Origin of the sequence: Rhodanobacter sp. A1T4 (assembly GCF_014207185.1) — a bacterium.
Taxonomy (GTDB): Bacteria; Pseudomonadota; Gammaproteobacteria; order Xanthomonadales; family Rhodanobacteraceae; genus Rhodanobacter.
The window spans coordinates 486,224-510,384 of the sequence record NZ_JACHCP010000002.1; the positions used below are offsets into that span (position 1 = coordinate 486,224).

The 24,161-nt window shown below is 59.5% G+C and carries 36 protein-coding genes; 4 read left to right on the forward strand and 32 right to left on the reverse strand.

The annotated features are described in order from the left end of the window. Nucleotides 1-290 precede the first annotated feature (290 nt). Together HDE80_RS05350 and HDE80_RS05355 are read left to right on the forward strand one after the other, a co-directional pair. Nucleotides 291-1,007, forward strand: coding sequence for an ATP-binding protein (locus HDE80_RS05350; RefSeq protein WP_184668573.1), 717 nt, complete (start codon nt 291-293; stop codon nt 1,005-1,007). Further along, entirely contained in the window at nt 994-1,554 is a 561-nt protein-coding gene (locus tag HDE80_RS05355; RefSeq protein ID WP_184668575.1) for a mismatch-specific DNA-glycosylase, read from the forward strand. Before HDE80_RS05350 ends, HDE80_RS05355 begins: the two co-directional genes overlap by 14 nt. Here the strand turns inward: HDE80_RS05355 and HDE80_RS05360 are convergent. Both HDE80_RS05360 and HDE80_RS05365 read right to left on the reverse strand, forming a co-directional pair. Continuing rightward, on the reverse strand, nt 1,523-2,815 hold the full coding sequence (locus HDE80_RS05360; RefSeq protein WP_184668907.1) for a cytochrome c: 1,293 nt from the start codon (nt 2,813-2,815) through the stop codon (nt 1,523-1,525). The two genes, HDE80_RS05355 and HDE80_RS05360, sit on opposite strands and share 32 nt — an antisense overlap. Then, nucleotides 2,815-3,504: a c-type cytochrome gene (locus HDE80_RS05365; RefSeq protein ID WP_255483612.1), complete on the reverse strand. Its 690-nt coding sequence runs from the start codon at nt 3,502-3,504 to the stop codon at nt 2,815-2,817. The genes HDE80_RS05360 and HDE80_RS05365 overlap by 1 nt, the downstream gene beginning before the upstream one ends. A 195-nt stretch (nt 3,505-3,699) precedes the next feature. Between HDE80_RS05365 and HDE80_RS05370 the strand changes: the two genes are divergently transcribed. Both HDE80_RS05370 and bla read left to right on the forward strand, forming a co-directional pair. Next, the gene (locus tag HDE80_RS05370; RefSeq protein ID WP_184668577.1) at nt 3,700-5,298 is read left to right on the forward strand and encodes an amidase; all 1,599 of its coding nucleotides are present in this window, start codon (nt 3,700-3,702) and stop codon (nt 5,296-5,298) included. Nucleotides 5,299-5,458: 160 nt separating this feature from the next. After that, complete coding sequence (gene bla / locus HDE80_RS05375; RefSeq protein ID WP_184668579.1) at nt 5,459-6,358, forward strand: subclass B3 metallo-beta-lactamase; 900 nt, start codon at nt 5,459-5,461, stop codon at nt 6,356-6,358. Between the two features lie 18 nt (nt 6,359-6,376). Here bla and HDE80_RS05380 read toward each other — a convergent pair whose 3' ends face one another. The 30 genes from HDE80_RS05380 to tuf all read right to left on the reverse strand — a co-directional run bounded on the left by HDE80_RS05380 (nt 6,377) and on the right by tuf (nt 24,103). Next, nucleotides 6,377-7,774 (reverse strand): 3-deoxy-7-phosphoheptulonate synthase class II, encoded by a 1,398-nt coding sequence (locus HDE80_RS05380; RefSeq protein WP_255483587.1) that lies wholly within the window; start codon nt 7,772-7,774, stop codon nt 6,377-6,379. Then, nucleotides 7,771-8,274, reverse strand: a complete 504-nt coding sequence (locus HDE80_RS05385; protein WP_184668581.1) for a disulfide bond formation protein B — start codon at nt 8,272-8,274, stop codon at nt 7,771-7,773. Before HDE80_RS05385 ends, HDE80_RS05380 begins: the two co-directional genes overlap by 4 nt. 172 nt (nt 8,275-8,446) lie before the next feature. Further along, the gene (gene rplQ, locus HDE80_RS05390; protein ID WP_184419205.1) at nt 8,447-8,830 is read right to left on the reverse strand and encodes a 50S ribosomal protein L17; all 384 of its coding nucleotides are present in this window, start codon (nt 8,828-8,830) and stop codon (nt 8,447-8,449) included. Between the two features lie 299 nt (nt 8,831-9,129). Then, a complete protein-coding gene (rpoA, locus tag HDE80_RS05395) occupies nt 9,130-10,128 on the reverse strand; it encodes a DNA-directed RNA polymerase subunit alpha (protein ID WP_184600962.1) in 999 nt (332 codons plus the stop codon). 17 nt (nt 10,129-10,145) lie between these two features. After that, nucleotides 10,146-10,772, reverse strand: a complete 627-nt coding sequence (rpsD, locus tag HDE80_RS05400; RefSeq protein ID WP_184600960.1) for a 30S ribosomal protein S4 — start codon at nt 10,770-10,772, stop codon at nt 10,146-10,148. Between the two features lie 11 nt (nt 10,773-10,783). Next, nucleotides 10,784-11,170 (reverse strand): 30S ribosomal protein S11, encoded by a 387-nt coding sequence (rpsK, locus tag HDE80_RS05405; protein WP_007513384.1) that lies wholly within the window; start codon nt 11,168-11,170, stop codon nt 10,784-10,786. Between the two features lie 12 nt (nt 11,171-11,182). Beyond that, a complete protein-coding gene (gene rpsM / locus HDE80_RS05410) occupies nt 11,183-11,539 on the reverse strand; it encodes a 30S ribosomal protein S13 (protein ID WP_179479306.1) in 357 nt (118 codons plus the stop codon). Nucleotides 11,540-11,665: 126 nt separating this feature from the next. After that, nucleotides 11,666-12,988 (reverse strand): preprotein translocase subunit SecY, encoded by a 1,323-nt coding sequence (secY, locus tag HDE80_RS05415; protein WP_184668583.1) that lies wholly within the window; start codon nt 12,986-12,988, stop codon nt 11,666-11,668. A 6-nt stretch (nt 12,989-12,994) separates the two neighbouring features. Then, nucleotides 12,995-13,426, reverse strand: a complete 432-nt coding sequence (gene rplO / locus HDE80_RS05420) for a 50S ribosomal protein L15 (protein ID WP_184600956.1) — start codon at nt 13,424-13,426, stop codon at nt 12,995-12,997. A gap of 3 nt (nt 13,427-13,429) precedes the next feature. After that, on the reverse strand, nt 13,430-13,633 hold the full coding sequence (gene rpmD / locus HDE80_RS05425; protein WP_184600955.1) for a 50S ribosomal protein L30: 204 nt from the start codon (nt 13,631-13,633) through the stop codon (nt 13,430-13,432). Beyond that, a complete protein-coding gene (gene rpsE, locus HDE80_RS05430) occupies nt 13,626-14,135 on the reverse strand; it encodes a 30S ribosomal protein S5 (RefSeq protein WP_007082191.1) in 510 nt (169 codons plus the stop codon). Before rpsE ends, rpmD begins: the two co-directional genes overlap by 8 nt. A gap of 117 nt (nt 14,136-14,252) precedes the next feature. Continuing rightward, complete coding sequence (gene rplR, locus HDE80_RS05435) at nt 14,253-14,612, reverse strand: 50S ribosomal protein L18 (RefSeq protein WP_184600953.1); 360 nt, start codon at nt 14,610-14,612, stop codon at nt 14,253-14,255. Nucleotides 14,613-14,720: 108 nt separating this feature from the next. Beyond that, a complete protein-coding gene (gene rplF / locus HDE80_RS05440; RefSeq protein ID WP_184600951.1) occupies nt 14,721-15,248 on the reverse strand; it encodes a 50S ribosomal protein L6 in 528 nt (175 codons plus the stop codon). A gap of 10 nt (nt 15,249-15,258) precedes the next feature. Beyond that, nucleotides 15,259-15,654: a 30S ribosomal protein S8 gene (gene rpsH / locus HDE80_RS05445; protein WP_184600949.1), complete on the reverse strand. Its 396-nt coding sequence runs from the start codon at nt 15,652-15,654 to the stop codon at nt 15,259-15,261. 222 nt (nt 15,655-15,876) lie between these two features. Continuing rightward, a complete protein-coding gene (gene rpsN, locus HDE80_RS05450) occupies nt 15,877-16,182 on the reverse strand; it encodes a 30S ribosomal protein S14 (RefSeq protein ID WP_184668592.1) in 306 nt (101 codons plus the stop codon). 14 nt (nt 16,183-16,196) lie between these two features. Further along, nucleotides 16,197-16,739 carry a 50S ribosomal protein L5 gene (rplE, locus tag HDE80_RS05455; RefSeq protein ID WP_179479735.1) on the reverse strand — a complete coding sequence of 181 codons (543 nt, stop codon included), beginning with the start codon at nt 16,737-16,739 and terminating at the stop codon, nt 16,197-16,199. Between the two features lie 8 nt (nt 16,740-16,747). Then, complete coding sequence (rplX, locus tag HDE80_RS05460; RefSeq protein ID WP_179479286.1) at nt 16,748-17,062, reverse strand: 50S ribosomal protein L24; 315 nt, start codon at nt 17,060-17,062, stop codon at nt 16,748-16,750. A 14-nt stretch (nt 17,063-17,076) separates the two neighbouring features. Continuing rightward, on the reverse strand, nt 17,077-17,445 hold the full coding sequence (rplN, locus tag HDE80_RS05465) for a 50S ribosomal protein L14 (RefSeq protein WP_007513359.1): 369 nt from the start codon (nt 17,443-17,445) through the stop codon (nt 17,077-17,079). A gap of 14 nt (nt 17,446-17,459) precedes the next feature. Next, nucleotides 17,460-17,744: a 30S ribosomal protein S17 gene (gene rpsQ / locus HDE80_RS05470; protein WP_184600947.1), complete on the reverse strand. Its 285-nt coding sequence runs from the start codon at nt 17,742-17,744 to the stop codon at nt 17,460-17,462. Between the two features lie 11 nt (nt 17,745-17,755). Next, entirely contained in the window at nt 17,756-17,941 is a 186-nt protein-coding gene (gene rpmC / locus HDE80_RS05475; RefSeq protein WP_179479283.1) for a 50S ribosomal protein L29, read from the reverse strand. Continuing rightward, entirely contained in the window at nt 17,941-18,354 is a 414-nt protein-coding gene (gene rplP, locus HDE80_RS05480; protein WP_056386829.1) for a 50S ribosomal protein L16, read from the reverse strand. The genes rpmC and rplP overlap by 1 nt, the downstream gene beginning before the upstream one ends. A gap of 11 nt (nt 18,355-18,365) precedes the next feature. Further along, nucleotides 18,366-19,124 carry a 30S ribosomal protein S3 gene (rpsC, locus tag HDE80_RS05485; RefSeq protein WP_184600945.1) on the reverse strand — a complete coding sequence of 253 codons (759 nt, stop codon included), beginning with the start codon at nt 19,122-19,124 and terminating at the stop codon, nt 18,366-18,368. Nucleotides 19,125-19,139: 15 nt separating this feature from the next. Further along, on the reverse strand, nt 19,140-19,475 hold the full coding sequence (rplV, locus tag HDE80_RS05490) for a 50S ribosomal protein L22 (RefSeq protein ID WP_184600943.1): 336 nt from the start codon (nt 19,473-19,475) through the stop codon (nt 19,140-19,142). Further along, nucleotides 19,475-19,747: a 30S ribosomal protein S19 gene (rpsS, locus tag HDE80_RS05495; RefSeq protein ID WP_007082178.1), complete on the reverse strand. Its 273-nt coding sequence runs from the start codon at nt 19,745-19,747 to the stop codon at nt 19,475-19,477. The genes rplV and rpsS overlap by 1 nt, the downstream gene beginning before the upstream one ends. 12 nt (nt 19,748-19,759) lie before the next feature. Further along, nucleotides 19,760-20,581, reverse strand: coding sequence for a 50S ribosomal protein L2 (gene rplB, locus HDE80_RS05500; RefSeq protein WP_184600942.1), 822 nt, complete (start codon nt 20,579-20,581; stop codon nt 19,760-19,762). A gap of 17 nt (nt 20,582-20,598) precedes the next feature. Continuing rightward, on the reverse strand, nt 20,599-20,892 hold the full coding sequence (rplW, locus tag HDE80_RS05505) for a 50S ribosomal protein L23 (protein WP_179479268.1): 294 nt from the start codon (nt 20,890-20,892) through the stop codon (nt 20,599-20,601). Then, the gene (gene rplD, locus HDE80_RS05510) at nt 20,889-21,491 is read right to left on the reverse strand and encodes a 50S ribosomal protein L4 (RefSeq protein ID WP_184668595.1); all 603 of its coding nucleotides are present in this window, start codon (nt 21,489-21,491) and stop codon (nt 20,889-20,891) included. The genes rplW and rplD overlap by 4 nt, the downstream gene beginning before the upstream one ends. A 10-nt stretch (nt 21,492-21,501) precedes the next feature. Beyond that, a complete protein-coding gene (rplC, locus tag HDE80_RS05515; RefSeq protein ID WP_179479264.1) occupies nt 21,502-22,143 on the reverse strand; it encodes a 50S ribosomal protein L3 in 642 nt (213 codons plus the stop codon). A 20-nt stretch (nt 22,144-22,163) separates the two neighbouring features. Beyond that, complete coding sequence (gene rpsJ, locus HDE80_RS05520; protein ID WP_017461875.1) at nt 22,164-22,475, reverse strand: 30S ribosomal protein S10; 312 nt, start codon at nt 22,473-22,475, stop codon at nt 22,164-22,166. Nucleotides 22,476-22,912: 437 nt separating this feature from the next. Further along, nucleotides 22,913-24,103 carry an elongation factor Tu gene (tuf, locus tag HDE80_RS05525; protein ID WP_184600926.1) on the reverse strand — a complete coding sequence of 397 codons (1,191 nt, stop codon included), beginning with the start codon at nt 24,101-24,103 and terminating at the stop codon, nt 22,913-22,915. Nucleotides 24,104-24,161 lie beyond the last annotated feature (58 nt).

The window sequence follows — 24,161 nt, forward strand, 5'->3', positions numbered from 1 at the left end:
TTTATAGCGGCTGCGGCGGTTGACTGTCGATGAACCATTTTCACGACACCTAGCAACATAGCGATTTACAGAGCCCAGGCTGCCCAGCGACAACCCCCAGGCTAGCCGACGCATTATGCCCAGGCAGCACCAACGCGATGCTTACTGCCACGCCCGGCTGTACCCACCGGTCCTGATTCCAGACATCCATGAATGACATACGCGCAGTTTGGCGGCCGGTGCGTACACGAGGTGTAGGCAAGGGGACGAGCCCGTTCAATTCCCGACGCTGCATCGCGTAAAGTAGCGCGATGACGGCAACTCCGACATTACTGGCCTGGAGCGGCGGCAAGGACTGTTTGCTGGCGCTGCAGCGGCTGCTGGCCGATCCGAAATGGCGGGTGGTTGGCTTGTTGACTACGGTCAATCGCAATTATTCGCGCGTGGCCATGCACGGCATCCATCGTGACATCCTTTTGGCGCAAACGGCCGCGATCGGGCTGCCGTTGATCGAAGTATTGCTGGACTGGCCCGGCAGCAACGACGCCTACGAGGAAGCCCATGCCAAAGGGCTGGTCGAAGCACGCATGCGCTGGCCGGGTATTCGCCATTGCGCCTTTGGCGACCTGTTCCTGCAGGACGTGCGTGATTACCGCGTGCGCCAGCTCGGTCGCGACAACTGGCGTGCGGTATTTCCACTGTGGGGCGAGGATACCGCCGCGCTGTCGCGACGCTTCGTCAGCGAGGGACATCGCGCGATGCTGTGCTGCGTGGATACCCAGCAACTGGACGCCGCGTATTGTGGCCGCGAGTACAACACGGCCCTGCTCGATGAACTACCGCCCGGCGCCGATGCGTGCGGCGAACGCGGTGAATTCCATACACTCGCTTTCGGTGGCCCCTTGTTTGCCGAACCATTGAAGCTGCGCCGAGGCGAGTCCGTACTACGCGATGGACGTTTCCAGTTCACTGATTTCCTGCTGGATGATGCGCCGCCTGGTAGCACGAGACTTGATGTGCGCGGATGATGGCCACGTGCTACCCGACGTGCTGCAATCCGGATTGGCGCTGGTGTTCTGCGGCACCGCTGCCGGCAAACGCTCGGCAGCCGAGGGCGCCTATTACGCGCATCCGGGCAACCTGTTCTGGCGCGCCCTGCATCAATCAGGATTGACGCCACGCCTGCTGGCGCCTGCCGAATTCGCACAATTGCCCGGCTACGGTATTGGTCTTACCGATCTGGCCAAGCACCACATCGGCAATGACAACGAGCTGCCACGTGACGCCTTCGATACCTCGGCACTCATCGCCAAGATCGAATACCACGCGCCACGCGTGCTTGCCTTCACCAGCAAGAATGGCGCGCGAGCAGCACTTGGTCACGCAGTCGACTATGGCTTGCAGGCCGATACCATCGGCAGCACCCAAATATTTGTACTGCCATCGCCCTCGGGACAGGCCCGTGGCCACTGGACGCTGGCACCGTGGCTGGCGCTGGCCGAACTCACCGACCTTGCGGCAGAACACCGGAAAAATGAAACGCTCAGTCGACCGGCGTCGTTCGATATTTGCTGATGTCGCGCTCCTGCACGACCGGTGCGTGATTCGACCATGCCTGACGAACGTAGCTGACCACGGCGGCGACATCGGCATCACTGAGCTGCTGGGCGAACGGTGGCATGGAATACGCTCGTGGGTTGGCCACCGTACCCGGCGAAAAGCCACCGAGCAGGACAACGCGCGTAGCGTTCATACCCACCGGTTCGGTCACTGACACATTGCCGTTGAGCGGTGGATAGATACCATCGACACCGTTACCGTCCTGGCCGTGGCAGCTCGCGCACTGCTGGGCATAAATTTTCTCGCCCTGATCGGCCAGCGCCTTGCTGTTGAAAGCCTCTTTCGGAGCTACCGCCATTGGCCGCTCCGGCAGCGACTGCAGATAGACCGCGATGGCCTGCAGGTCATCGTCAGCCAGGTACTGCGTACTCTTGGTCACAACCTCGGCCATCGGTCCCAAAGCCACACCTTTAGCCGACTGGCCAGTCTTGAGCAGGTCGACAATATCCTTGCCGCTCCAACCCGCCAAGCCGCCGTTCTGTCGCGAGCCAAGATCCGGCGCATACCAGTTTTGTGCAGGGATCTCGCCGCCGGACAAAGACTGCCGACCGGAAAGTGCACCCAGCGCATTGCGTGTATCGTGGCATTCGTTGCAATGGCCCAGGCCTTGCACGAGATAGGCGCCACGATTCCATTGTGCCGATTGTCTGGTATCGGGCCGGTACTGTCCTTCGTGAAAATAAAGCAGACGCCAGGCAATCAAAGTATTGCGGATGCCGTAAGGAAACCTGAGGTTTGGCGGTTTAGACGTCTGATGTATTGGCGGCAGCGAACGCAGATAGGCGAAAATGGCCAGCGCGTCGTCGGGATGAACCTTAGTAAATGCCGTGTAGGAAAACGCCGGATAGAGCAGCGCCCCATCTCGACCGATACCACTATGCAAGACGCGCCAGAAATCCTCGAAGCTCCAGTTGCCCAGACCCGTATCGTTGTCCGGCGTGATGTTCGGTGCGGGAATATCGCCAAATGGCGTTGCGACGCTGCGTCCACCGGCATACGGCTGGCCGCCCTGCTCCGTGTGACAGACGCTGCAATCTCCAGCTTTGGCAAGATATTCGCCACGGGCGATCAGCACAGGATCCTTCAGCATGGCGGCATCGACCGTGCGCATCGCAACCGGCAGCGGCTCGGCATGATCGCGTCGAAAAAAGAACCAGCCGGCCAGCACGGCAATGGACAGCACGAACACGGTCATGACACGACGCAGCCACTTCATCATGCACCGCTTCCTTTCACAGCCAGCACGCCGCACGCCAGTGGCGGCGTTACCGAACCCGCCAGTTGTGCCCGCGTATCGGCAGGTGGTCGCTGACTGGCAAGCCAGGCGGATACGGCAGTGATGTCGTCAGGACTCAACCGGTTTGCAATCTGCGCCATGCAATCCGGCGCAGCAGATGAACGTGTACCCGTGCGCCATGAGCCGAGCTGCGAACTCAGATAGTCATATGGCAGGCCAACCAACCCCGGAATATTCGGCTCCATTCCGGTGAGCTGCCTGCCGTGGCAGCTCTGGCACGCCGGTAGCTTCGTTGCGGGATTGCCTTGCGTAACGATCTGCTCGCCACGCTGCAACACCGCGGCGGACAGCGTCGGCACCAGCGACTGCTGATAAGGCACACGCTGAATGGAAAAGTATTCGGCGATCACGCGCATATAAGCCGGGCTGAGCGACTGCACCATGTATTGCATCGGTGCGTACCTGCGCTGGCCTCTCTGAAAGTACTGCAACTGTCGCGCGAGATAGTTGACCGGTTTGCCCGCCAGTCGCGGAAAGAAATGACTATCAGCCGAACCTTCGCCATGCACCCCGTGACAGGCGGTGCAGGCGGCGATACGTTGCTGCAGAGTATCGGGAATTGGCACTGCCGCTGATGCCGCGGCATCAACGGCAAACGCCGGACACATGGCAGGCAGACCCAGAATGACAGCGATGGAAAGCCATCGGCTGATGGCGTTCGGTGACTCTTTCAGCTTGGCGCAAAGATTCATCTGCGCATTCTCATCGAAAAAGTGCACGGATGCCTGTGTAAAAAGGGCGCGCACGCGACCAAGTCGCGATGACGCGATAACCTGTGCCTTCAATAACAGCCGGAGTGCAGCATGGTTCGTTCGATTCTCCTCTGCGTACTGTTCGGCGGAGCCACATTGGCCAGCGCACCCATGGCTGCGCAAGATGCCACTGACGCCTATGCCTCAATCGCTCAACTGCAGCAGCAGATGGATGCGAGCAGGCTGAGTACCGCGATTCTGGCTCAGCAATTTGCTGCGCGCATTCAACAGATCGATCAGAGCGGACCAAGCTTGCGCGCCGTGCTGGAAGTCAATCCGGATGCAGCGAGTCTTGCATCTGCGCTCGACAAGCAGCGCAAGAAAAAGCACGGTCCGCTTTACGGCATTCCTGTGATGCTGAAAGACAATATCGACACCGGCGACCGCATGCAGACCAGCGCCGGCTCACTGGCGCTGGTAGGTACACCAGCGACGCACGATGCCACCTTAGTCACGCGGCTGCGCGATGCCGGAGCATTGATCCTGGGCAAGACCAATCTCAGCGAATGGGCAAACTATCGTTCTAACCACGCCAGCAGCGGCTGGAGTGGTCGTGGTGGGCAGACGCACAATCCGTATGCGCTCGATCGCAACCCTTGCGGGTCGAGCGCAGGCTCGGCCGCCGCGGTGGCCGCCGGGTTGACCACGGTGGCGATCGGCAGCGAAACCGACGGCTCGATTATCTGCCCGGCATCGATGAACGGTCTCGTCGGCATCAAGCCGACGTTGGGTCTGGTCAGTCGCAGCGGCATCGTACCGATCAGCCACAATCAGGACACTGCCGGCCCCATTGCACGCAACGTCGCCGATGCCGCGGCCCTGCTCAGCGTCATCGCCGGTAGCGATGCCAAAGACCCGGCCACGATCGATGCAGACAAGCACGCCACCGACTACACCCGCTTCCTCGATCCGAACGGCCTGCGCGGCAAGCGCATCGGCGTGGTGCGACAGCTCGGTGGTGCGGAGCCAAACGCCGATCGCGTGCTCAATCAGGCGATTGCGGCGATGAAGGCAAACGGCGCCATCATCGTAGACCCCGTTACGCTGCCGCATCTCAGTGAGCTGGGCGCGCCGGAGACGACCGTGCTGCTGTATGACTTCAAGCACGACATCAATGCCTATCTGGCGACGCGCAGCGGCCTCACCGTGCATACGCTGGCCGATCTGATCGCCTTCGACAAACGCGAAGCGGCACGCGAGATGCCCTGGTTCAGGCAGGAGCTGTTCGAGCAGGCCGAAGCAAAAGGCCCTCTCACCGAAACGGCATACATGCAGGCTCTGGAAAAAGCGAAGCGGCTGGCAGGCCCGGAAGGTATTGATGCGGCGCTGAAGGCGGATCGCCTCGATGCACTGCTGGCACCGTCATGGGGTCCGGCCTATATGACCGATCCAGTGCTGGGCGACCACATCGTCAGTGGCGATCCCACCGTTGGCGGCGCCTCGCAACCGGCAGCCGTTTCCGGCTATCCATCACTCACCGTACCGGCGGGTTGGGCGCACGGTTTGCCTGTGGGCATCGTTTTGTTTGGCGCGAAATGGAGCGAGCCGACGCTGATCGCCATTGGCTATGGTTTCGAACAGCACACGCATGTTTGGCAGCCACCGAAGTTTCTCGATACCGTTGCCGGCAAGCCGCAGGCAAGCGATTGATCTCCATATCGTCCCGCGGCCAAAGTCATTCGCGCTGCCCCGCGGGATTCGTGTGGCAACGGCTTCGGTCGCTACGCGTGCCCGCATAACACCCCAAATGCGACGGCGCAGTGCCACTCCTGATCGGCACAATCGCCTCACTTTCTTTTGGGGTAACCCCATGAATGCACGAATCGCCGTGGGCATCATCGCGCTGTCTGCATGCTGTGTCATACATGCCGCGCCAATAACCAAACCAGAAGTCTTCGACAAGACCGCCTGGGAGCAGCCGCAAAAGCCGTTCCGCATCTACGGCAATACGTACTACGTGGGCAGCAAAGGCTTGAGCGCCATCCTGATCACCTCGCCGGATGGCGACATCCTGATAGACGGCACGTTGGCGAAAAACGCGCCGATGATCGAAGCGAATATCCGTGCTCTTGGATTCAAGCTGAAAGACATCAAGCTGATCCTCAATTCACACGCGCATTCCGATCATGCCGGCGGGATTGCTGCGATTGCGCGCGACAGCGGTGCATCGGTTGCGGCAAGCGTGAAGGGTGCCAAGGCCATCATGCTCGGCGGTGACGACCCGAATGATCCGCAGCACGGTGACGCACCGCTTTATCCCAAGGTCGACAACGTACGCAGCGTGGCGGATAACGAAACGGTGCATGTAAGTTCTCTCGCTGTACAGGCCCATTACACGCCGGGACATACGCCGGGCAGCACCACATGGACATGGACATCATGCGAGGGCAAACGCTGCCTCTCGATGGTCTACGCGGACAGCCTCAGCTTGTTGAGTGCCGATGGATATCACTATAACGACCCGGCGCACCCGGAGCGGCTGGATGCATTTCGTCAGGCATTGAAAACCATTGCGGCCCTGCCCTGCGACATCCTGATGGTTCCACACCAAGACGCCATCGATTTCCTGGCGCGCGCCATGCGTCGCAGACCGGGCGAAAAAGCTGACCCGTTGATTGATCCGCAAGCCTGCAAAGCTTACGCGGCGACTGGCCAGGACAACCTGGAAAAGCGGATCGCCAAGGAAGCCGCTGAAGCACCTGCGCACTGACAGGCGCAGGGCAAGCTATCAGCTCATACCGCCGGACTTGCGCACGATCAGCATGGCCAGTTCCAGCGACTGCTCGTAGTTCAGACGCGGGTCGACCGTCGACTTGTAGGCGCGATCCAGATCGGTTTCCGACAGATCGCGCGCGCCACCCATACACTCGGTGACGTCTTCACCGGTGAGTTCCAGATGCACACCACCGAGCCGTGTTCCCGCGGCGGCATGGATATCGAACGCCTGATCAAGCTCGCCCGCGATATTGTCGAAGCGACGGGTCTTGTGACCGTTCGAGGTACTCTCGGTGTTGCCATGCATCGGATCGGCTACCCAGAGCACGCGGCGTCCCTCACGCTTCACTGCATCGAGCAGCGGCGGCAGTGCATTGGCAATCTGCGCGTTGCCCATCCGATGAATGAGCGTAAGCCGGCCCGGTTCGTCATGCGGGTTCAATGCGTCGATCAGTGGCAGCAGCCTTTCGGGCGTGACGCTGGGACCGATTTTCACTGCGATCGGATTGCTGATACCGCGAAAATATTCCACGTGTGCACCATCGAGCGCGGCCGTGCGCATGCCTATCCACGGGAAGTGCGTGGACAGGTTGAACCAGCCGCGATGACGTGGCACCTGACGCGTCAAAGCCTGCTCGTAGTGCAGCAGCAAGGCTTCGTGCGAAGTGAAGAAATCCACGCGTGAGAACCCGGCGATCGGTCCCGCCAGCGTCTCCATGAAGCGCAGCGAATCTCCAATATTGGCGACCATTTGCCGGTACTCGGCCGCCAGCGGCGAGCGCTCGACCCAGGCCAGATCCCAGTACTCCGGATGATGCAGATCAGCAAAGCCGCCGTCGATCAATGCACGTACGAAGTTCATCGTCAGTGCCGAGTGCGCGTGCGCCTGAATCAGACGTTGCGGATCCGCGCGGCGCGCCTCAGGCGTGAACGCCTGACCGTTGATCAGGTCGCCGCGAAAGCTGGGCAGCGTCACCCCATCGCGCGTCTCGTTATCGGTCGAACGCGGCTTGGCGTACTGCCCGGCAAAACGACCCACGCGCAGCACCGGCTTCTTGAGTCCATGCACCAGCACCAGGCTCATCTGTAACAACACTTTGAGACGGTTGGAAATGATCGGACTGGTGCAGTCACCAAAGCTTTCCGCGCAGTCGCCACCCTGCAGTAGGAAACGATGACCCTCCTGTGCTTCTGCCAGCGACTGCTTCAGCGAAAGTACTTCCCATGAGGTCACCAGCGGTGGCAAGCGCGCGAGGTGGGCTCCAGCCTCCGCAAGTTCGACAGCATCGTCGTAACGCGGCTGCTGCAACGCCTCATGCTGCTGCCAGGAATCGGGTGCCCAGTGTGAAGCCTCGGGCAAAGCCGGCAAGCTGGAATCCGTCGGTACCGCGTTCAACTGTCGGCCATTCATCTCAAAACACTCCGCCGACGCGTGGCGATGATCGCCAGTATGGCCAACAACACGAACCACAGAAGACTCCATGCGGGCATCGGCAAACCGAGAATCGGCTCAACCTTGGCGCACTCCCCGGAACCGGTAAAAACCAGTTTCAGCACTTTCGCGAACGGAAAGGCCCCGAACATGTAATCCAAGGGAGGGCCGCATGAGGGGATCTGGTCGGGTGGCAACGACTGGATCCACAAATGCCGGCTGGCCACGCCGATGCCGAAGATCGCCCCCAGCAACGCGCCGCCGGTGCAGATCCATCGGCCACCAGCTCGAGGACCGAAGATCGCGCCCAACAAAAAGAAAGCGCCCATCACCATAAAGGCGATGCGCTGGAAAATACACAGCGGACAAGGATTCATGCCCCACTCGTGTTCCGCATAGAGTGCGAAACCCAGCAACCCGATGCAGATGAGAAATCCGAGCAGAAAACTGAGGCGATACGACCAGCGAAATGGATTCATGGCAGATTGGTACGTTGCAGGGATGACGACATTACCTGCTCATTGTCCCACTGTCAGCAGCGCAGCGATATCGCGCTGACTTTGGCTCGGCAAATCCAATCAACAAAAAACCCGGCAAGCTACCCTGCCGGGTTTCTATATCGACACAACCGGGGCTGGATAGCCCCACCGATTACTCGGCGTCGACTGCCTCGACCTGCGGGCGACCGACGAGTTCGACGTACGCCATCGGCGCATTATCACCGGGGCGGAAGCCGCACTTCAGGATGCGCAGATAGCCGCCGGGACGCTCGCGGTAACGCGGGCCCAGCTCGACGAACAGCTTGCCTACCGCTTCCTTGTCACGCAGGCGCGAGAAGGCAAGGCGGCGATTGGCAACGCCGTCGGCCTTGGCGAGCGTGATCAGCGGCTCCGCCACACGGCGAAGTTCCTTCGCCTTGGGCAGGGTGGTACGGATCAGCTCATGCTTGATCAACGAGGACGCCATGTTCTTGAACATGGCTTCGCGGTGCGAGCTGGTGCGGTTGAGTTTGCGTCCGGATTTTTGGTGGCGCATGGCTAGTTCTCTGATGTCTGTTGTTATGAAAAACCGGCGCTTGTGTCCGGCTTCCCGCGGTTACCCGCTATGAGGAGCCTTTTTAGAACAGGCTCTTAATTAGAGTGCGGCCACGGATGCCCGCCTTTGGCGGTTGGCAAAGCGAGTCGCCAAACCGAAATAATTCAGCGATCAAGAAGGATCGCAAAAAACAATCACGCTCATGGATGAACGCTTCTGGCGACTGGCGAGAGAGCTAGGCTCAAACTCGCCAAAACACCGATACCACAGCGATCGAAAACGATCGCAAAAATCAAATATCAACCCAACTGCATACCGTGCGACAAGCCCGGCGGCGGCCAGTTCTCAAGCTTCATGCCAAGAGCTAGACCACGTCCACCCAGCACGTCCTTGATTTCGGTCAAGGACTTCTTGCCAAGGTTCGGCGTCTTGAGCAGTTCCACTTCGGTCTTCTGAACGAGATCACCGATGTAGTAGATGCTCTCGGCCTTGAGGCAATTGGCCGAACGCACAGTCAGCTCCAGATCGTCGATCGGGCGCAGCAACAGCGGATCGAAACCACTCTTCTCGGCCTTGTCGGTCGCGCTTTCGCGACGCGAAAAGTCACCAAACACGGACAGCTGGTCGTTGATGATTTCAGCCGCCTTGCGGACTGCATCTTCAGCGCCGATCGTGCCGTTTGTCTCGATGTCCAGAACCAGCTTGTCGAGATTGGTGCGCTGCTCAACACGGGCGGCGTCCACTTCGTAAGCTACGCGCAACACCGGCGCGAACGACGCGTCGAGCTGCAGGCGACCGATCGGACGCGCCTCGTCATCCGGATGCTGACGCGTGCTGGCGGGCTGATAGCCGACGCCGCGACGCACCTTCAAACGCATGTTGAGCGCAATGTCCTTGGTCAGATGGCAAAGCACATGCTCCGGGTTGATGATTTCAACCGTATGATCGACCACGATGTCGCCGGCCGTGACCACACCCTTGCCCTTTTTGGACAAGGTCAGAGTGACTTCATCGCCCGAATGCTGGCGAATGGCCACGTCCTTCAGGTTGAGCAGGACTTCGATCACGTCCTCCTGCAGACCTTCAAGCGTGGTGTATTCATGCAACACGCCGTCGATTTCAACTTCGACGATAGCGCTGCCAGGAATCGAGGAGAGCAGCACGCGACGCAGCGCGTTGCCGAGGGTATGGCCGAAGCCACGCTCGAGCGGCTCTACCACGACCTTGGCGCGATTGGCTCCGAGCTGTTCGACGCTGAGGCCCCGAGGCCGCAGCACACTAGTTGACGAAACTGCCATGCAGAGCTCCGGTAAAATTACTTCGAGTAAAGCTCGACGATCAGGGCTTCATTGATATCGGACGGCAGGTCACTGCGATCCGGTACCGACTTAAACGTACCTTCAAATTTCTTGGCATCGACTTCGACCCAGATCGGACGCAGATCCATGGTGTCAAAGATCGTCGACGCTTCCTGCACACGCAGCTGGGTGCGGGCGCGCTCAGTCAATGCAATCGCGTCGCCCGGACGAACCTGGTACGAAGGAATGTTGACCTTCTTGCCATTCACCAGGATCGCCTTGTGGGCAACCAGCTGGCGAGCCTGGGCGCGGGTGACCGCAAAACCCATGCGATAGACGACATTGTCCAGACGGCTCTCAAGCAGCTGCAGCAGGTTCTCACCCGTGTTGCCCTTGGTCGTTGCCGCCTTCGAGTAATAGTTGGCGAACTGACGCTCGAGCACACCATAGATGCGCTTGACCTTCTGCTTTTCACGCAGCTGCACAGCGTAGTCCGACATGCGCATGCGCTTGTTGGCGCCATGCTGGCCGGGCTTGTTTTCCAGCTTGCACTTGGAATCCAGCGCGCGCGCCGGGCTCTTCAGGCTGAGATCTGCACCCTCACGACGGGCGAGTTTGCAGGTAGCTCCACGATAACGGGCCATGGGTATGCTCCTTAGACTCGACGCTTCTTGGGGGGACGGCAGCCGTTATGCGGAATCGGCGTAACGTCAATAATGTTGAGCACCTTGTAGCCCAACGCGTTCAGCGAACGCACGGCCGACTCGCGACCCGGGCCTGGGCCCTTGATGCGCACTTCGACCGTCTTTACACCGTAATCGCCAGCGGCGCGGCCTGCCTTTTCAGCAGCAACCTGAGCAGCGAACGGAGTCGACTTGCGCGAACCACGGAACCCGGCGCCGCCGGCTGTGGCCCACGACAGAGCGTTACCCTGACGATCGGTGATGGTGACGATAGTGTTGTTGAAGGAGGCCTGCACGTGCGCCACGGCATCCGTGACAACGCGCTTGATCTTCTTCTTGGTTTTAACCGGCTTAGCCATATTCGAAATCCGTTACTTCTTGATCGCGCGACGGGGACCCTTGCGGGTACGTGCGTTGGTACGCGTGCGCTGGCCGCGCACCGGCAGACCGCGACGATGGCGCAGGCCGCGGTAGCAGCCCAGATCCATCAGACGCTTGATGGCAATACCCACCTCACGGCGCAGATCGCCTTCGACGGTGTACTTGGCGATTTCGTGGCGGATTTTCTCCACCTCGCCTTCGCTGAGTGACTTGATCGGCGTGGTCGGAACCACTCCGGCATCCACGCAGACTTTCTTGGCCCGGCTGCGGCCGATACCGAAAATGCTCTGCAGCCCAACCCAGACATGTTTCTGGACCGGCAAATTGACACCCGCAATGCGCGCCATGATGTGTTATCTCCGATGCTTTCGTGCGCGGTAAACGCGCAATTCTAACCTGAATTACCCTGACTGGAAAGCCCTGTGGCATTCACCGCCACCACGCCTCCCACCTTTAGCCGTCTGTTTGCAGCCTTAGCTGCGGCGCAGATTGGCCTTCTTAAGCAAACTCTCGTACTGGTGACTGACCAGATGCGCCTGCACCTGAGCCGTGAAATCCATCACCACCACCACCACGATCAGCAGCGATGTGCCGCCGAAAACAAACGGTACGTGCCACGTGGCCTGCATGAACGACGGCACTAGACATACCAGCACCAGATACAGAGCACCTACACCGGTCAAACGCGTCATTACCGAGTCAACGTAATTGGCAGTGGCACGACCTGGGCGAATACCCGGAATCAATGCACCCGACCGCTTCAGGTTGTCGGCTGTCTCCTCGGCGTTGAAAACAATTGCCGTATAGAAGAACGCAAACGCAATAACCAGTACCGCAAAAACAATATCGTGCAACGGATTGCCCGGACTCAGCTGCTGCGTCAGATCCTGCAACCAGCGCGACTGGTGATTCGTACCGAACCAGGCCACCGCAGTCGCCGGAAACATCAGCAAGCTGGAGGCGAAGATTGGCGGAATCACACCGGCCATGTTGATCTTCAGCGGCAGATGCGACGTCTGATTCATGTACGCGCGCTGCCCACCAGAGCGACGTGCGTAGTTCACGGTAATGCGCCGCTGAGCGCGCTCCATGAACACAACGAATGCCGTAACCGCCAGCACCAGCGCTACCACCATCAGCAGCATCAGCACCGTCAGTTCACCGTTGCTGGCCATCCCGAGCGTATGCACTAGCGCCGCAGGCAGACCAGCAACAATACCCGCGAAAATCAGCAACGAAATACCGTTACCGATACCGCGTTCGGTCATCTGTTCGCCCAGCCACATCAGGAACATCGTGCCGGCAGTCAAACCCACAACCGACGACATGATGAAACCGAAACCTGGCGTATAGACCACCGGCGCGCCGCCAGCGGCTACCTGACTCTGCAGCGCGACCGCGATACCGAATGACTGGAACGCCGCCAAACCCACCGTGGCATAGCGCGTATACATCGTCATCTTGCGCTTGCCGGACTCACCTTCCTTGCGCAGGCCCTGCAGGCTCGGAATCACCGATCCCATCATCTGGAAAACAATCGATGCCGAGATATACGGAATCACACCGAGCGCGAACACCGAAAAACGTGACAGCGCACCGCCGGAGAACATGTTGAACATGTCCATCAAGCCGTTGCCGTTAACCAGATTACTCATCGCCTCCGGATTGACGCCGGGTACCGGTATGAAAGAACCCAACCGGAAAACCACCAGTGCCGCAATCACAAAGAAGATGCGCTGACGAAGCTCCGTCAGCTTGCCGAGCTTGCCGAGCGAATTGCCCTTGGCTTCAGCCACCGTCGATTACTCCACGCTTCCGCCGGCCGCTTCGATCGCTGCCTTGGCGCCGGCGGTAGCCAGCAGACCAGTCAGCTTCACGGCGCGACCGATTTCACCCTTCAGCACAACCTTGACCTTCTTCGCGCGGCTGCTGATCAGGCCAGCTTTGTGCAGCACAACGATGTCGATCACTTCGTCTTTGATATTGGCCAACTGATACAGGAACACTTCCTGGCTCTCAGCCTTCTTCAACGAACGGAAGCCGACCTTCGGCAACCGGCGCTGCAGCGGCATCTGGCCGCCTTCGAAACCGTACTTATGGGTACCACCGGCACGGGCGTGCTGACCCTTGTGTCCACGACCTGCGGTCTTGCCCATACCCGAACCGATGCCGCGACCGACGCGCAGACGCGTCTTGTGCGAACCGGCATTCGGCTTAAGTGTATTGAGATGCATGACTTACTCCTCGACCCGGACCAGGTAATAGACCGTGTTGATCAGGCCACGCACCTGCGGGCTGTCCTTCAGTTCACGGACGTCGTTGATCTTGCCCAGACCCAGCGCCTTGACGCTGAGACGATGACGCGCCTGCACGCCGCGCAGGCCCTTGACCAGACGCACGCGCACGGTCGTCTTTTCGGCGGTTGCTTTTGACTTAGCCATTGCCCAACACCTCTTCCAGAGTCTTGCCACGCTTGGCGGCGATCTTCTTGGGCGAGGCGACAGCCTGCAGGCCCTTAATGGTCGCGCGCACCAAGTTGATCGGGTTACGCGAACCGACCGCCTTGGCCAGCACGTTCTTCACACCAACCACTTCCAGCACAGCGCGCATGGCGCCGCCGGCAATCACGCCAGTACCTTCCGAGGCAGGCTGCATGTAGACGCGGGCCGCACCATGGTTGGCCTTGATGGCGTACCACAGGGTGCCGTTGTTCAGCTCGATGTTGACCATCTGGCGGCGGGCGCGCTCCATCGCCTTGGAGATGGCGACCGGCACTTCACGTGCCTTGCCATAACCAAAACCGACCTTGCCCTCGCCGTCGCCGACGACGGTCAACGCAGTAAAGCTCATCTGGCGGCCACCCTTGACGGTCTTGGCCACGCGGTTGACGGCAATCAGCTTCTCGAGCAGGCCATCCGAATTTTCGCGATCGTTAGAAGACATGTTCTTTTCCATGTGCCCGGCAAAACCAGGACTTTGCTTGCGGCTTGGCCGCTTGGAGTTTTAGGTGACTCTATGGAGCAAATCCAGCCTCGCTCCGGTATCGCTAAACTTTGTTGCTTAGAACTTCAGACCAGCTTCGCGCGCCGCATCGGCCAAAGCCTTGATGCGGCCGTGGTAGCGAAAGCCCGAACGATCGAATGCGACGGACTCGATACCTGCCGCCACAGCGCGCTCGGCAATGGCTTTGCCCACGGCAGCCGCGGCTTCACGGTTCTTCGTGCCCTTGAGGCTTTCGGCAACCGATTTCTGCACGGTGGAGGCAGCAGCCACCACGTTCAGGCCGGAAGCGTCGAAGACCTGCGCATAAATGTGCTGCCCGGTGCGATGCACCGACAAACGCGGCACGGCCAGCTTACGGATGTGACTCCGCGTGGACTTGGCGCGGCGAATGCGATTTTCGTTCTTGGTTTTGTTCATCGTTAATTCCTCGAAAGCGGATCGGCTTGAGCTGGTAGTCGTGGCACTTTGTGAAGAGTGCAGCCATGGATGGCCGCTCCCACACGCAGGGACAGCGTACTAATTCACTTACGCCTTCTTGGCTTCCTTCAGCGTGATTTTCTCACCGGCATAACGCACGCCCTTGCCCTTGTAAGGCTCTGGCGGACGGAAACCGCGAATTTTTGCCGCGACCTGGCCCACGATCTGCTTGTCCGAACCCTTGATCAGGACCTCGGTCTGCGTCGGGGTCTCGATGCTGATGCCTTCCGGCGCGTCGAACAAAACCGGATGCGAAAAGCCAAGGCTCAGATTCAGCGACTTGCCCTGCATGGCAGCGCGGTAGCCGACGCCGACCAGCTCAAGCTTGCGCTCGTAACCATCGGAAACGCCCTTCACCATGTTGGCCAGCAGCGCGCGAGCGGTGCCGCCGAACTTGTCGTCGGTGCCTTCGGCCAGGCTGATGTTTGCTACACCGTTGTCCTGCGTGATGGACACGCCCGGCAGATGATGCATGGAAAGCTTGCCCTTCGGACCCTTGACGGAGATGTCGTCGTTACCGACAGTCAGCTCGACGCCCTTGGGCAGGGAAATAGGTTGTTTGGCTACACGTGACATCGTAGTCTCCTTACGCCACGCGGCCGATGACTTCGCCGCCGAGACCCTTTGCACGGGCCTGAGCGTCGGTCAGCAGACCGGCCGAAGTCGAGATGATCGAAATACCGAGGCCACCAAGCACTTTGGGCAGCTCGTCCTTGCCGCGATAAACACGCAGGCCGGAGCGGCTGACACGGGCGATGGTCTCGATGGCCGGCTGGCCGTCGAAATACTTGAGCTTGATCTCGAGCACCGGCTTGCCTTCCTCGCTGGAAGTCTTGGCGTCGAGGATATAGCCCTCGTTCTTGAGAAGGTCGGCAATTGCCACCTTCAGTTTCGACGACGGCATACTCACGACCGGCTTGCCCATAGCCTGGGCATTGCGGACGCGCGTAAACAGATCGGCGATGGGATCAGTCATGCTCATGAAAAGTCCTTCCTGAGTGCACCGATATCCGATAAAACCGGAAATCAATTAGATTGTGAGCCGACCGAGAACGTCGGCCTGCCTTGCGCAGACCGCCGACTATATCAGCATTACCAGGTTTTAGCGAGTATCAAGTGCGGTAGTCGCATATAACGGCGGCAAACACACCACCGGTCGAATCAAAATCTGCAGTAAGCAGACTTCGATTCTGTAAGAGTTTTATTACCAGCTAGCCTTGCGCAGACCCGGCACGTCACCGCGCATGGTTGCTTCACGCAGCTTGTTGCGGCCGAGGCCAAACTTTGCATACACGGCGCGCGGACGGCCGGTCAAAGCACAGCGCGTACGCTGGCGCGACGGGCTGGCGTCACGCGGCAGCTTCTGCAGTTTCGCCTGCGCTTCCATCTTCTCCTCGTAGGAGGCGGTGGCGCTCAGCACGATCGACTTCAGTTCGCCGCGCTTGACAGCGTACTTCTTGACGAGCTTGGTCCGCTTGATATCGCGGTTCACCATTGATGTCTTAGCCATGGATATCGCGCCTATCAGTTACGGAACGGGAAGCTGAACGCGGCCAACAGGGCCTTCGCTTCTTCATCGGTCTTGGCGGTGGTGGTAATGGAAATATCCATACCGCGCAGCGCGTCGACCTGGTCGAAGTCGATCTCAGGAAAGATGATCTGTTCCTTGATACCGAAGTTGTAGTTGCCACGGCCGTCGAATGCACGCGCCGACACACCACGGAAGTCGCGCACGCGCGGCAACGAGATGTTGATCAGACGATCCATGAATTCCCACATCTGAGCGCGGCGCAAGGTGACCTTGCAGCCGATCGGCCAGCCGTCACGGATCTTGAACGAGGCGACGGACACGCGAGCTTTCGTCGTGATCGGCTTCTGTCCGGCGATCTTCGCCATGTCGGCCACGGCGTTCTCGAGCACCTTCTTGTTGCCGGCAGCTTCGCCCACGCCCATGTTCAGCGTGATCTTGGTGATGCGGGGAACCTGCATCACGTTCTGGTAGCCGAACTGCTCAGTGAGCTTGGCAACTACCTGCTCTTTATAAAAATTTTCAAGGCGGGTCATGATCGTGTTCCTTACGCGTCCACGACCTCGCCATTCGAACGGAACACGCGGACCTTGCGCCCATCTTCGAGCGTTTTGGTGCCGACGCGTTCACCCTTGTTCGTGGCGGGGTTGAACAGCTGCACATTGGAGAGATGGATCGAAGCTTCACGTTCGACGATACCGCCGGCCTGATTGGCCTGGGGATTCGGCTTGGTGTGACGCTTGACCAGATTCACGTTGGAGACGAATACACGATCGTCTGCAACACGCAGCACATCGCCGCGCTGACCCTTGTTTTTACCGGTGATCACGAGGACCTGATCACCTTTGCGGATACGGTTCATTTCTTAAACTCCGCTCAGAGCACTTCGGGAGCAAGCGAGACGATCTTCATGAACTTCTCGCTGCGCAGCTCGCGGGTGACCGGCCCAAAGATACGGGTACCAATCGGCTCGAGCTTGTTGTTGAGGAGCACCGCTGCATTGCCGTCGAAACGGATCAGCGAGCCATCGGGACGACGTACACCCTTGGCAGTGCGAACCACCACGGCATTGTACACCTCGCCTTTCTTTACCTTACCGCGCGGAATCGCATCCTTCACGGTAACCTTGATCACATCACCGATGGCGGCGTAACGGCGCTTGGAGCCACCGAGCACCTTGATGCACATCAGTTCTTTCGCGCCGCTATTGTCCGCTGCGGAAAGCGTGCTTTGCATCTGGATCATGGCTGCACCCTCCCTTAGACGTTAGCGCGCGTGATGATTTCAACCACGCGGTGATGTTTGGTCTTGGACAATGGACGGCACTCGGCGATACGAACCACATCGCCTTCATTTGCACCGATATCGTCCTGCGCATGCAACTTGGTCGAACGGCGGATGATCTTGCCGAGCAGCCAATGCTGAACCTGACGCTCGACCAGCACGGTCACCGTCTTGTTCATCTTGTTGCTGGTCACGCGACCCTCGAGGGTACGTGCCTGTTTCTTGGTTTCTTGAACCTGAACTTCTTGATTAGCGCTCATGTCAGCCGTCCTTACTTCTTGCCGCCGAGCACAAACTTCGTGCGGGCGATGTCACGCCGAACGCGGCGAAGCTGGTGCGGCTGAGTGAGCTGACCGGAACCTTTCTGCATGCGCAGATTGAACTGCTCCTTGCGAAGGTCCAGCAAATGCTGCTGCAACTCGTCGGCCGACTGGTTGTTGATATCTTTGGTGGCCATCACATCACCGCCCTGGTCACAAACTGGGTCTGCACGGACAGCTTCGCTGCCGCCAGACGGAATGCCTCACGCGCCGTCAATTCGTCGACGCCTTCGATTTCATAAAGCATACGGCCGGGCTGGATGGGGGCAACCCAAAACTCGACACTGCCCTTGCCGGCGCCCATGCGCACTTCGATCGGCTTCTTGGTGATCGGCTTGTCCGGGAACACGCGGATCCACAACTTGCCGCCACGCTTGACGAAACGGGTGATGCAACGACGAGCTGCCTCGATCTGGCGCGCGGTAAGCGCGCCGTGCGTGGTTGCCTTCAGGCCATACTCGCCAAAGCTGACGAGATTGGAGCACTGGGCCAAGCCGTCGTTACGGCCCTTGAACTGCTTGCGGTATTTGGTTCGCTTAGGTTGCAACATGGCAACTCTCCTTACTTGGCCGTCCGCTCGCGGCGGCCGTCACCGGCCTCGCGACGCGAATCATTACGACGACCTTCGCCACCTTCGCGGCGCGGCTGCGACGATGCCGGCTCATCTTTCTGTTCCTGGCTGGCAGCAGCAAGATCAAAGATCTCGCCCTTGTAGATCCAGACCTTGATACCGATGATGCCGTACGTGGTTTTCGCTTCGGCGGTACCGTAATCGATGTCGGCACGCAGCGTATGCAGCGGCACGCGACCTTCACGGCTCCACTCGGAACGGGCAATCTCGGCACCGTTCAGACGACCGGACACGTTGATCTTGATACCCAGGGCGCCAAGGCGCATCGCATTACCGACCGAACGCTTCATGGCACGGCGGAACATGATGCGACGCTCGAGCTGCTGCGCGATCGACTCGGCAACCAGCTGCGCGTCCAACTCCGGCTTGCGCACTTCGCTGACGTTGATGTGCGTCGGAACGCCCATCATGTCGCTGACTTCCTTGCGCAGCTTCTCGATATCCTCGCCCTTCTTGCCGATCACCACGCCCGGACGGGCGGTGTGAATCGTCACACGTGCGGTTTTGGCCGGACGCTCGATCTGGATGCGGGAGATACCGGCAGCAGCCAGCTTCTTCTTCAGCATGTCGCGCACTTTGATGTCGGCGACAAGGTACGTCGCGTAATCACGCTTGTTGGCGAACCACTTGGAGTTCCAGTCCTTGGCAATGCCGAGGCGGATACCGGTGGGATGAACTTTATGACCCATCGTCTCTATCCTCGGTTAGTTGCCAACAACCACAGTGATGTGGCTGGTGCGCTTGAGAATGCGTGATCCACGGCCTTTGGCGCGGGCATGCATACGTTTCATCGCCGGACCCTCATCAACGAAGATGCTGGACACTTTCAGCTCGTCAACGTCAGCGCCGAGATTGTTCTCAGCGTTGGCGACGGCCGACAGCAGCACCTTGCGAACAAGGATGGCGGCTTTTTTGTTGGTGTAGGTGAGCACGTCACTGGCCCGGCCGACGGGAAGCCCGCGGACGAGGTCAGCTACCAGGCGTGCCTTTTGCGCCGAAATGCGGGCGCCACGCAAGATCGCTTTGGCTTCAGTGCTCATCACTTGCCCTTCTTGTCGCCGACATGGCCCTTGAACGTACGGGTCACCGCGAACTCGCCGAGCTTGTGCCCGACCATGTTCTCGTTGATCAATACGGGTACGTGCTGACGGCCGTTATGAATTGCGATGGTCAAGCCAACCATTTCCGGCAGGATCATCGAGCGACGCGACCAAGTCTTGATCGGGCGCTTGTTATTGGCGGAAACCGCAGCTTCCACCTTCTTTACGAGGTGGAGGTCGACAAACGGACCTTTTTTTAGAGAACGCGGCATGTCGGTTTCCTATTACTTGCGACGACGCACGATGAACTGCTGCGTGCGCTTGTTGTTACGGGTCTTGTAGCCCTTGGCCGGCGTGCCCCATGGGCTGACCGGATGACGACCACCTGAAGTCTTGCCTTCACCACCACCGTGCGGATGATCGACCGGGTTCATCACCACACCGCGAACGGTCGGGCGAATACCGAGCCAGCGCTTTGCGCCGGCCTTGCCGAGCTTCTTCAGGCTGTGCTCGCCGTTGCCGACTTCACCGATGGTGGCGCGGCACTCGACCGGCACCCGGCGCATTTCGCCAGAGCGAAGACGCAACGTGGCGTAACCAGATTCACGGGCGACCAGCTGCACCGATGCCCCGGCGCTGCGGGCGATCTGCGCACCCTTGCCGGGACGCAGCTCGATGCAGTGAATCGTGCTACCCATCGGAATGCTGCGCAGCTGCATGCAGTTGCCGGACTTGATCGGCGCTTCACGACCGGACAGCAGCACGTCACCAACCGCCACACCCTTCGGCGCAATGATGTAGCGACGCTCGCCGTCGACGTAGCAAAGCAGCGCGATGTGTGCAGTACGATTCGGATCGTATTCGATCCGCTCGACCTTCGCCGCCACGCCTTCCTTGTCACGCTTGAAGTCGATGATGCGGTAATGCTGCTTGTGACCACCGCCGCGGTGACGAACAGTGATGCGACCATGATGGTTACGACCACCGGTGCGCGACTGCGATTCGGTCAACGGCGCATACGGTGCGCCCTTGTACAGACCTTCGGTGCGAACGCTTACTGCGTCACGGCGTCCCGGCGAGGTCGGCTTGTGAGTAATTAATGTCATCTCAAAGAACTCCTGGCTCAGGCCTTGGCGGAAACGTCGATGGTCTGACCATCGGCAAGACGCACATAAGCCTTGCGCTTGCCCTGGCGGCTGCCAGCGCGCTGACGGAAAGCCTTGACCTTGCCCTTGGTGTTGACCAGGTTCACCTGCTTGACGGTGACGTCAAACAGCTTTTCCACGGCAACGCGGACGTCGGCCTTGGTTGCGGTAGGAGCAACCACGAATACGTACTGGTTGTGCTCGGCCAGACGGGCCGACTTCTCCGAGATGTGCGGAGCGCGCAGCGTATCGAGAATGCGTTCGTTGTTCATGCCAGCCACTCCTCGATCTTCTTCACGGCGTCAACCGTCATCACCACATGATCCGAACCGACCAAGCTGACCGGGTTCAGCGCCATCACGTCCAGCACATGGATGTACGGAATGTTGCGCGCGCCCAGGAACACGTTCTCCGAGGCATCTTCCGACACCAGCAGCACGCGTCCAGTCACTTCCAGCTCGGCCAGCTTGGCCACCATCGTGGTGGTCTTGGGGTTGTCGATGCCGAAGCTCTCGACCACTTTCAGACGACCGGCACGGTTGAGCTCGGCCAGGATCGAACGGATCGCAACGCGATACGCCTTGCGGTTGACCTTCTGCTCATAGCTACGTGGCTTGGCAGCAAACGTACGGCCACCGCCAACGAAGATCGGAGCGCGGTAATCGCCGTGGCGCGCACCGCCGCCCTTCTGCTTCTTGAATTTCTTGGTGGTACCGGACATCTCGCCGCGCGAAAGCTGCGACTGGGTACCGGCACGGCCAGCTGCCTGGTAGGCAACAACCACCTGATGGATCAGGGCCTGCTTGAACTCGGCACCGAACACTTCGTCCGATACGCTGAGCGGCTTTGCGCCAATAACGTTAAGTTCCATGGCGTACTCCTCAGCTCTTCGTCGTCGGACGGATGATGACGTCGCCACCGGTTGCACCCGGTACCGCACCCTTCACCGCAATCAGATGACGCTCGGCGTCGACCTTGATCACTTCCAGACCCTGCTGCGTACGGTTTACCGCACCCATGTGGCCGGACATTTTCTTGCCTGGAAACACGCGTCCTGGCGTCTGGCGCTGACCGATGGAGCCCGGAGCGCGATGCGACAGCGAGTTACCGTGGGTGGCGTCACCCATCTTGAAGTTCCAGCGCTTGATCGTGCCCTGGAAGCCCTTGCCTTTCGACACGCCGGCAACGTCTACGATCTGACCGACGGTGAAAACCTCGTCCGCCTTGATCTCGTTGCCCACGGCGTACTTGCCGAGATCATCGGCAGACACGCGGAATTCCCACAAACCACGACCTGGCTCAACCTTGGCCGAGGCGTAATGACCTTTCAGCGGCTGCGTCAGCAGGTTTGCACGCTTGGTGCCAACCGCGACCTGGACAGCGCTGTAGCCATCGTTATCTTCCGTCTTCAACTGGGTCACCCGGTTCGGCGTCGCTTCAATCAGCGTCACCGGAATCGAACGACCATCTTCAGTGAAGAGTCGGCTCATGCCGCATTTGCGGCCAACCAATCCGATACTCATCTTCGTATCCTGTCTATCGCTCAACCGAGCTTGATCTGAACATCGACGCCAGCGGCGAGATCAAGCTTCATGAGCGCGTCCACGGTTTTGTCGTTCGGGTCAACAATGTCCAGCACGCGCTTGTGAGTACGGGTTTCGTACTGGTCGCGTGCGTCTTTGTCGACGTGCGGAGACACCAGAATGGTGTAACGCTCGATCTTGGTCGGCAGTGGGATGGGGCCGAGAACCGTTGCGCCAGTGCGCTTGGCTGTCTCGACGATCTCGCTGGCTGAGCGGTCGATCAAACGATGATCGTACGCCTTCAATCGAATCCGAATCTTCTGGTTCGCCATAACCGTGTCCTGTTGTCGAAAGAACGTAATGTGAAACGAAACGGCTTCTCACCATTTCGCACAACCCTTTACCTTTACCGCCACATCAAAAGTCGCGATTGCTCGTGACTTCAACTCAAAAACGCCAAGCGGACTCACTAGAGTCGCTAGGCGAAAACCTTGAAAATCAAGCAAAACAACGACCATCAGAGTCTCCCCTGCGATCACGGTATTGCGAGGGCCATCCCGGCCTGCGAACTCGAAGCACATCCTGCGCCTCATTTCGCGGTGTACCCATCCCAGTAGCGAGATAAGCAAGTGAGCTACGGAGTATACCGGTAAATTTCCACTTAGTGAAGTGGTCCGGCAATAATTTTGTTACGTGCTTTTATTTCAGCCATCCTCCCTGATGGCAGAGCTAAGCCCGGCATCCATGCCGGACTCTTCATAAGTGCAGCTTACTTGAGAACTTTCGCCACGACACCCGCGCCGACGGTACGACCGCCTTCACGGATGGCGAAACGCAGGCCTTCGTCCATCGCGATCGGGTGGATCAGGCTCACCACCATCTTCACGTTGTCACCCGGCATCACCATTTCCACGCCCTCGGGCAGCTCGCAAGCGCCGGTGACGTCGGTGGTACGGAAGTAAAACTGCGGACGGTAGCCCTTGAAGAACGGCGTATGACGGCCACCCTCGTCCTTCGACAGCACATACACCTCGGCCTCGAAGTCCGTGTGCGGGGTGATCGTGCCCGGCTTGGCCAATACCTGGCCGCGCTCGACGTCGTCACGCTTCAGGCCGCGCAGCAGCAGACCGGCGTTGTCGCCTGCCTGACCCTGATCCAGCAGCTTGCGGAACATTTCCACGCCGGTCACGGTGGTCTTCTGCGTGTTGCGGATACCGACCACTTCAATTTCGTCGCCGACCTTGATGATGCCGCGCTCGATACGGCCGGTCACCACGGTGCCGCGGCCGGAGATCGAGAACACGTCTTCGACCGGCATCAGGAACGGCTTGTCGATCACGCGCACCGGCTCAGGGATGTAGCTGTCCAGCGCATCGACCAGCTTGATGATCGACGGCACGCCGATTTCGCTCTGATCACCTTCCAGCGCCAGCTTGGCCGAACCGTGGATCATCGGGGTGTCGTCGCCCGGGAAGTCGTACTTGGTCAGCAGCTCGCGCACTTCCATTTCGACCAGCTCGAGCAGCTCGGCGTCGTCGACCATGTCCGCCTTGTTCAGGTAGACCACGATGAACGGCACGCCCACCTGACGCGACAGCAGAATGTGCTCGCGCGTCTGCGGCATCGGGCCGTCAGCGGCCGAACACACCAGGATCGCACCGTCCATCTGCGCCGCACCCGTGATCATGTTCTTCACATAATCCGCATGGCCCGGGCAGTCGACGTGCGCGTAGTGACGCAGCGGCGACTCGTATTCCACGTGGGCGGTCGAGATCGTGATGCCACGTGCCTTCTCTTCCGGCGCCGCGTCAATCGCGTCATAGGCCTTGAACTCGCCACCGAAACGTTCTGCACCGACTTTCGTCAGCGCCGCCGTCAGCGTCGTCTTGCCGTGATCCACGTGACCAATCGTGCCGACGTTGACGTGCGGCTTGGTGCGTTCGAATTTACCCTTTGCCATGACCGAAAAACCTCTAATTTGAAAACACGGAACTTTTAAGAACGGAATTTTATAAAAA

Excerpts from the sequence above, each read along its gene's own strand:
- HDE80_RS05350 (WP_184668573.1), top strand. The coding sequence starts at position 291 with ATGACGGCAACTCCGACATTACTGGCCTGGAGCGGCGGCAAGGACTGT.
- HDE80_RS05355 (WP_184668575.1), top strand. The coding sequence starts at position 994 with ATGTGCGCGGATGATGGCCACGTGCTACCCGACGTGCTGCAATCCGGA.
- HDE80_RS05360 (WP_184668907.1), bottom strand. The coding sequence starts at position 2,815 with ATGAAGTGGCTGCGTCGTGTCATGACCGTGTTCGTGCTGTCCATTGCC.
- HDE80_RS05365 (WP_255483612.1), bottom strand. The coding sequence starts at position 3,504 with ATGTGTCCGGCGTTTGCCGTTGATGCCGCGGCATCAGCGGCAGTGCCA.
- HDE80_RS05370 (WP_184668577.1), top strand. The coding sequence starts at position 3,700 with ATGGTTCGTTCGATTCTCCTCTGCGTACTGTTCGGCGGAGCCACATTG.
- bla (WP_184668579.1), top strand. The coding sequence starts at position 5,459 with ATGAATGCACGAATCGCCGTGGGCATCATCGCGCTGTCTGCATGCTGT.
- HDE80_RS05380 (WP_255483587.1), bottom strand. The coding sequence starts at position 7,774 with ATGAATGGCCGACAGTTGAACGCGGTACCGACGGATTCCAGCTTGCCG.
- HDE80_RS05385 (WP_184668581.1), bottom strand. The coding sequence starts at position 8,274 with ATGAATCCATTTCGCTGGTCGTATCGCCTCAGTTTTCTGCTCGGATTT.
- rplQ (WP_184419205.1), bottom strand. The coding sequence starts at position 8,830 with ATGCGCCACCAAAAATCCGGACGCAAACTCAACCGCACCAGCTCGCAC.
- rpoA (WP_184600962.1), bottom strand. The coding sequence starts at position 10,128 with ATGGCAGTTTCGTCAACTAGTGTGCTGCGGCCTCGGGGCCTCAGCGTC.
- rpsD (WP_184600960.1), bottom strand. The coding sequence starts at position 10,772 with ATGGCCCGTTATCGTGGAGCTACCTGCAAACTCGCCCGTCGTGAGGGT.
- rpsK (WP_007513384.1), bottom strand. The coding sequence starts at position 11,170 with ATGGCTAAGCCGGTTAAAACCAAGAAGAAGATCAAGCGCGTTGTCACG.
- rpsM (WP_179479306.1), bottom strand. The coding sequence starts at position 11,539 with ATGGCGCGCATTGCGGGTGTCAATTTGCCGGTCCAGAAACATGTCTGG.
- rplO (WP_184600956.1), bottom strand. The coding sequence starts at position 13,426 with ATGCATCTCAATACACTTAAGCCGAATGCCGGTTCGCACAAGACGCGT.
- rpmD (WP_184600955.1), bottom strand. The coding sequence starts at position 13,633 with ATGGCTAAGTCAAAAGCAACCGCCGAAAAGACGACCGTGCGCGTGCGT.
- rpsE (WP_007082191.1), bottom strand. The coding sequence starts at position 14,135 with ATGTCTTCTAACGATCGCGAAAATTCGGATGGCCTGCTCGAGAAGCTG.
- rplR (WP_184600953.1), bottom strand. The coding sequence starts at position 14,612 with ATGAACAAAACCAAGAACGAAAATCGCATTCGCCGCGCCAAGTCCACG.
- rplF (WP_184600951.1), bottom strand. The coding sequence starts at position 15,248 with ATGTCACGTGTAGCCAAACAACCTATTTCCCTGCCCAAGGGCGTCGAG.
- rpsH (WP_184600949.1), bottom strand. The coding sequence starts at position 15,654 with ATGAGCATGACTGATCCCATCGCCGATCTGTTTACGCGCGTCCGCAAT.
- rpsN (WP_184668592.1), bottom strand. The coding sequence starts at position 16,182 with ATGGCTAAGACATCAATGGTGAACCGCGATATCAAGCGGACCAAGCTC.
- rplX (WP_179479286.1), bottom strand. The coding sequence starts at position 17,062 with ATGAACCGTATCCGCAAAGGTGATCAGGTCCTCGTGATCACCGGTAAA.
- rplN (WP_007513359.1), bottom strand. The coding sequence starts at position 17,445 with ATGATCCAGATGCAAAGCACGCTTTCCGCAGCGGACAATAGCGGCGCG.
- rpsQ (WP_184600947.1), bottom strand. The coding sequence starts at position 17,744 with ATGAGCGCTAATCAAGAAGTTCAGGTTCAAGAAACCAAGAAACAGGCA.
- rpmC (WP_179479283.1), bottom strand. The coding sequence starts at position 17,941 with ATGGCCACCAAAGATATCAACAACCAGTCGGCCGACGAGTTGCAGCAG.
- rplP (WP_056386829.1), bottom strand. The coding sequence starts at position 18,354 with ATGTTGCAACCTAAGCGAACCAAATACCGCAAGCAGTTCAAGGGCCGT.
- rpsC (WP_184600945.1), bottom strand. The coding sequence starts at position 19,124 with ATGGGTCATAAAGTTCATCCCACCGGTATCCGCCTCGGCATTGCCAAG.
- rplV (WP_184600943.1), bottom strand. The coding sequence starts at position 19,475 with ATGAGCACTGAAGCCAAAGCGATCTTGCGTGGCGCCCGCATTTCGGCG.
- rpsS (WP_007082178.1), bottom strand. The coding sequence starts at position 19,747 with ATGCCGCGTTCTCTAAAAAAAGGTCCGTTTGTCGACCTCCACCTCGTA.
- rplB (WP_184600942.1), bottom strand. The coding sequence starts at position 20,581 with ATGACATTAATTACTCACAAGCCGACCTCGCCGGGACGCCGTGACGCA.
- rplW (WP_179479268.1), bottom strand. The coding sequence starts at position 20,892 with ATGAACAACGAACGCATTCTCGATACGCTGCGCGCTCCGCACATCTCG.
- rplD (WP_184668595.1), bottom strand. The coding sequence starts at position 21,491 with ATGGAACTTAACGTTATTGGCGCAAAGCCGCTCAGCGTATCGGACGAA.
- rplC (WP_179479264.1), bottom strand. The coding sequence starts at position 22,143 with ATGAGTATCGGATTGGTTGGCCGCAAATGCGGCATGAGCCGACTCTTC.
- rpsJ (WP_017461875.1), bottom strand. The coding sequence starts at position 22,475 with ATGGCGAACCAGAAGATTCGGATTCGATTGAAGGCGTACGATCATCGT.
- tuf (WP_184600926.1), bottom strand. The coding sequence starts at position 24,103 with ATGGCAAAGGGTAAATTCGAACGCACCAAGCCGCACGTCAACGTCGGC.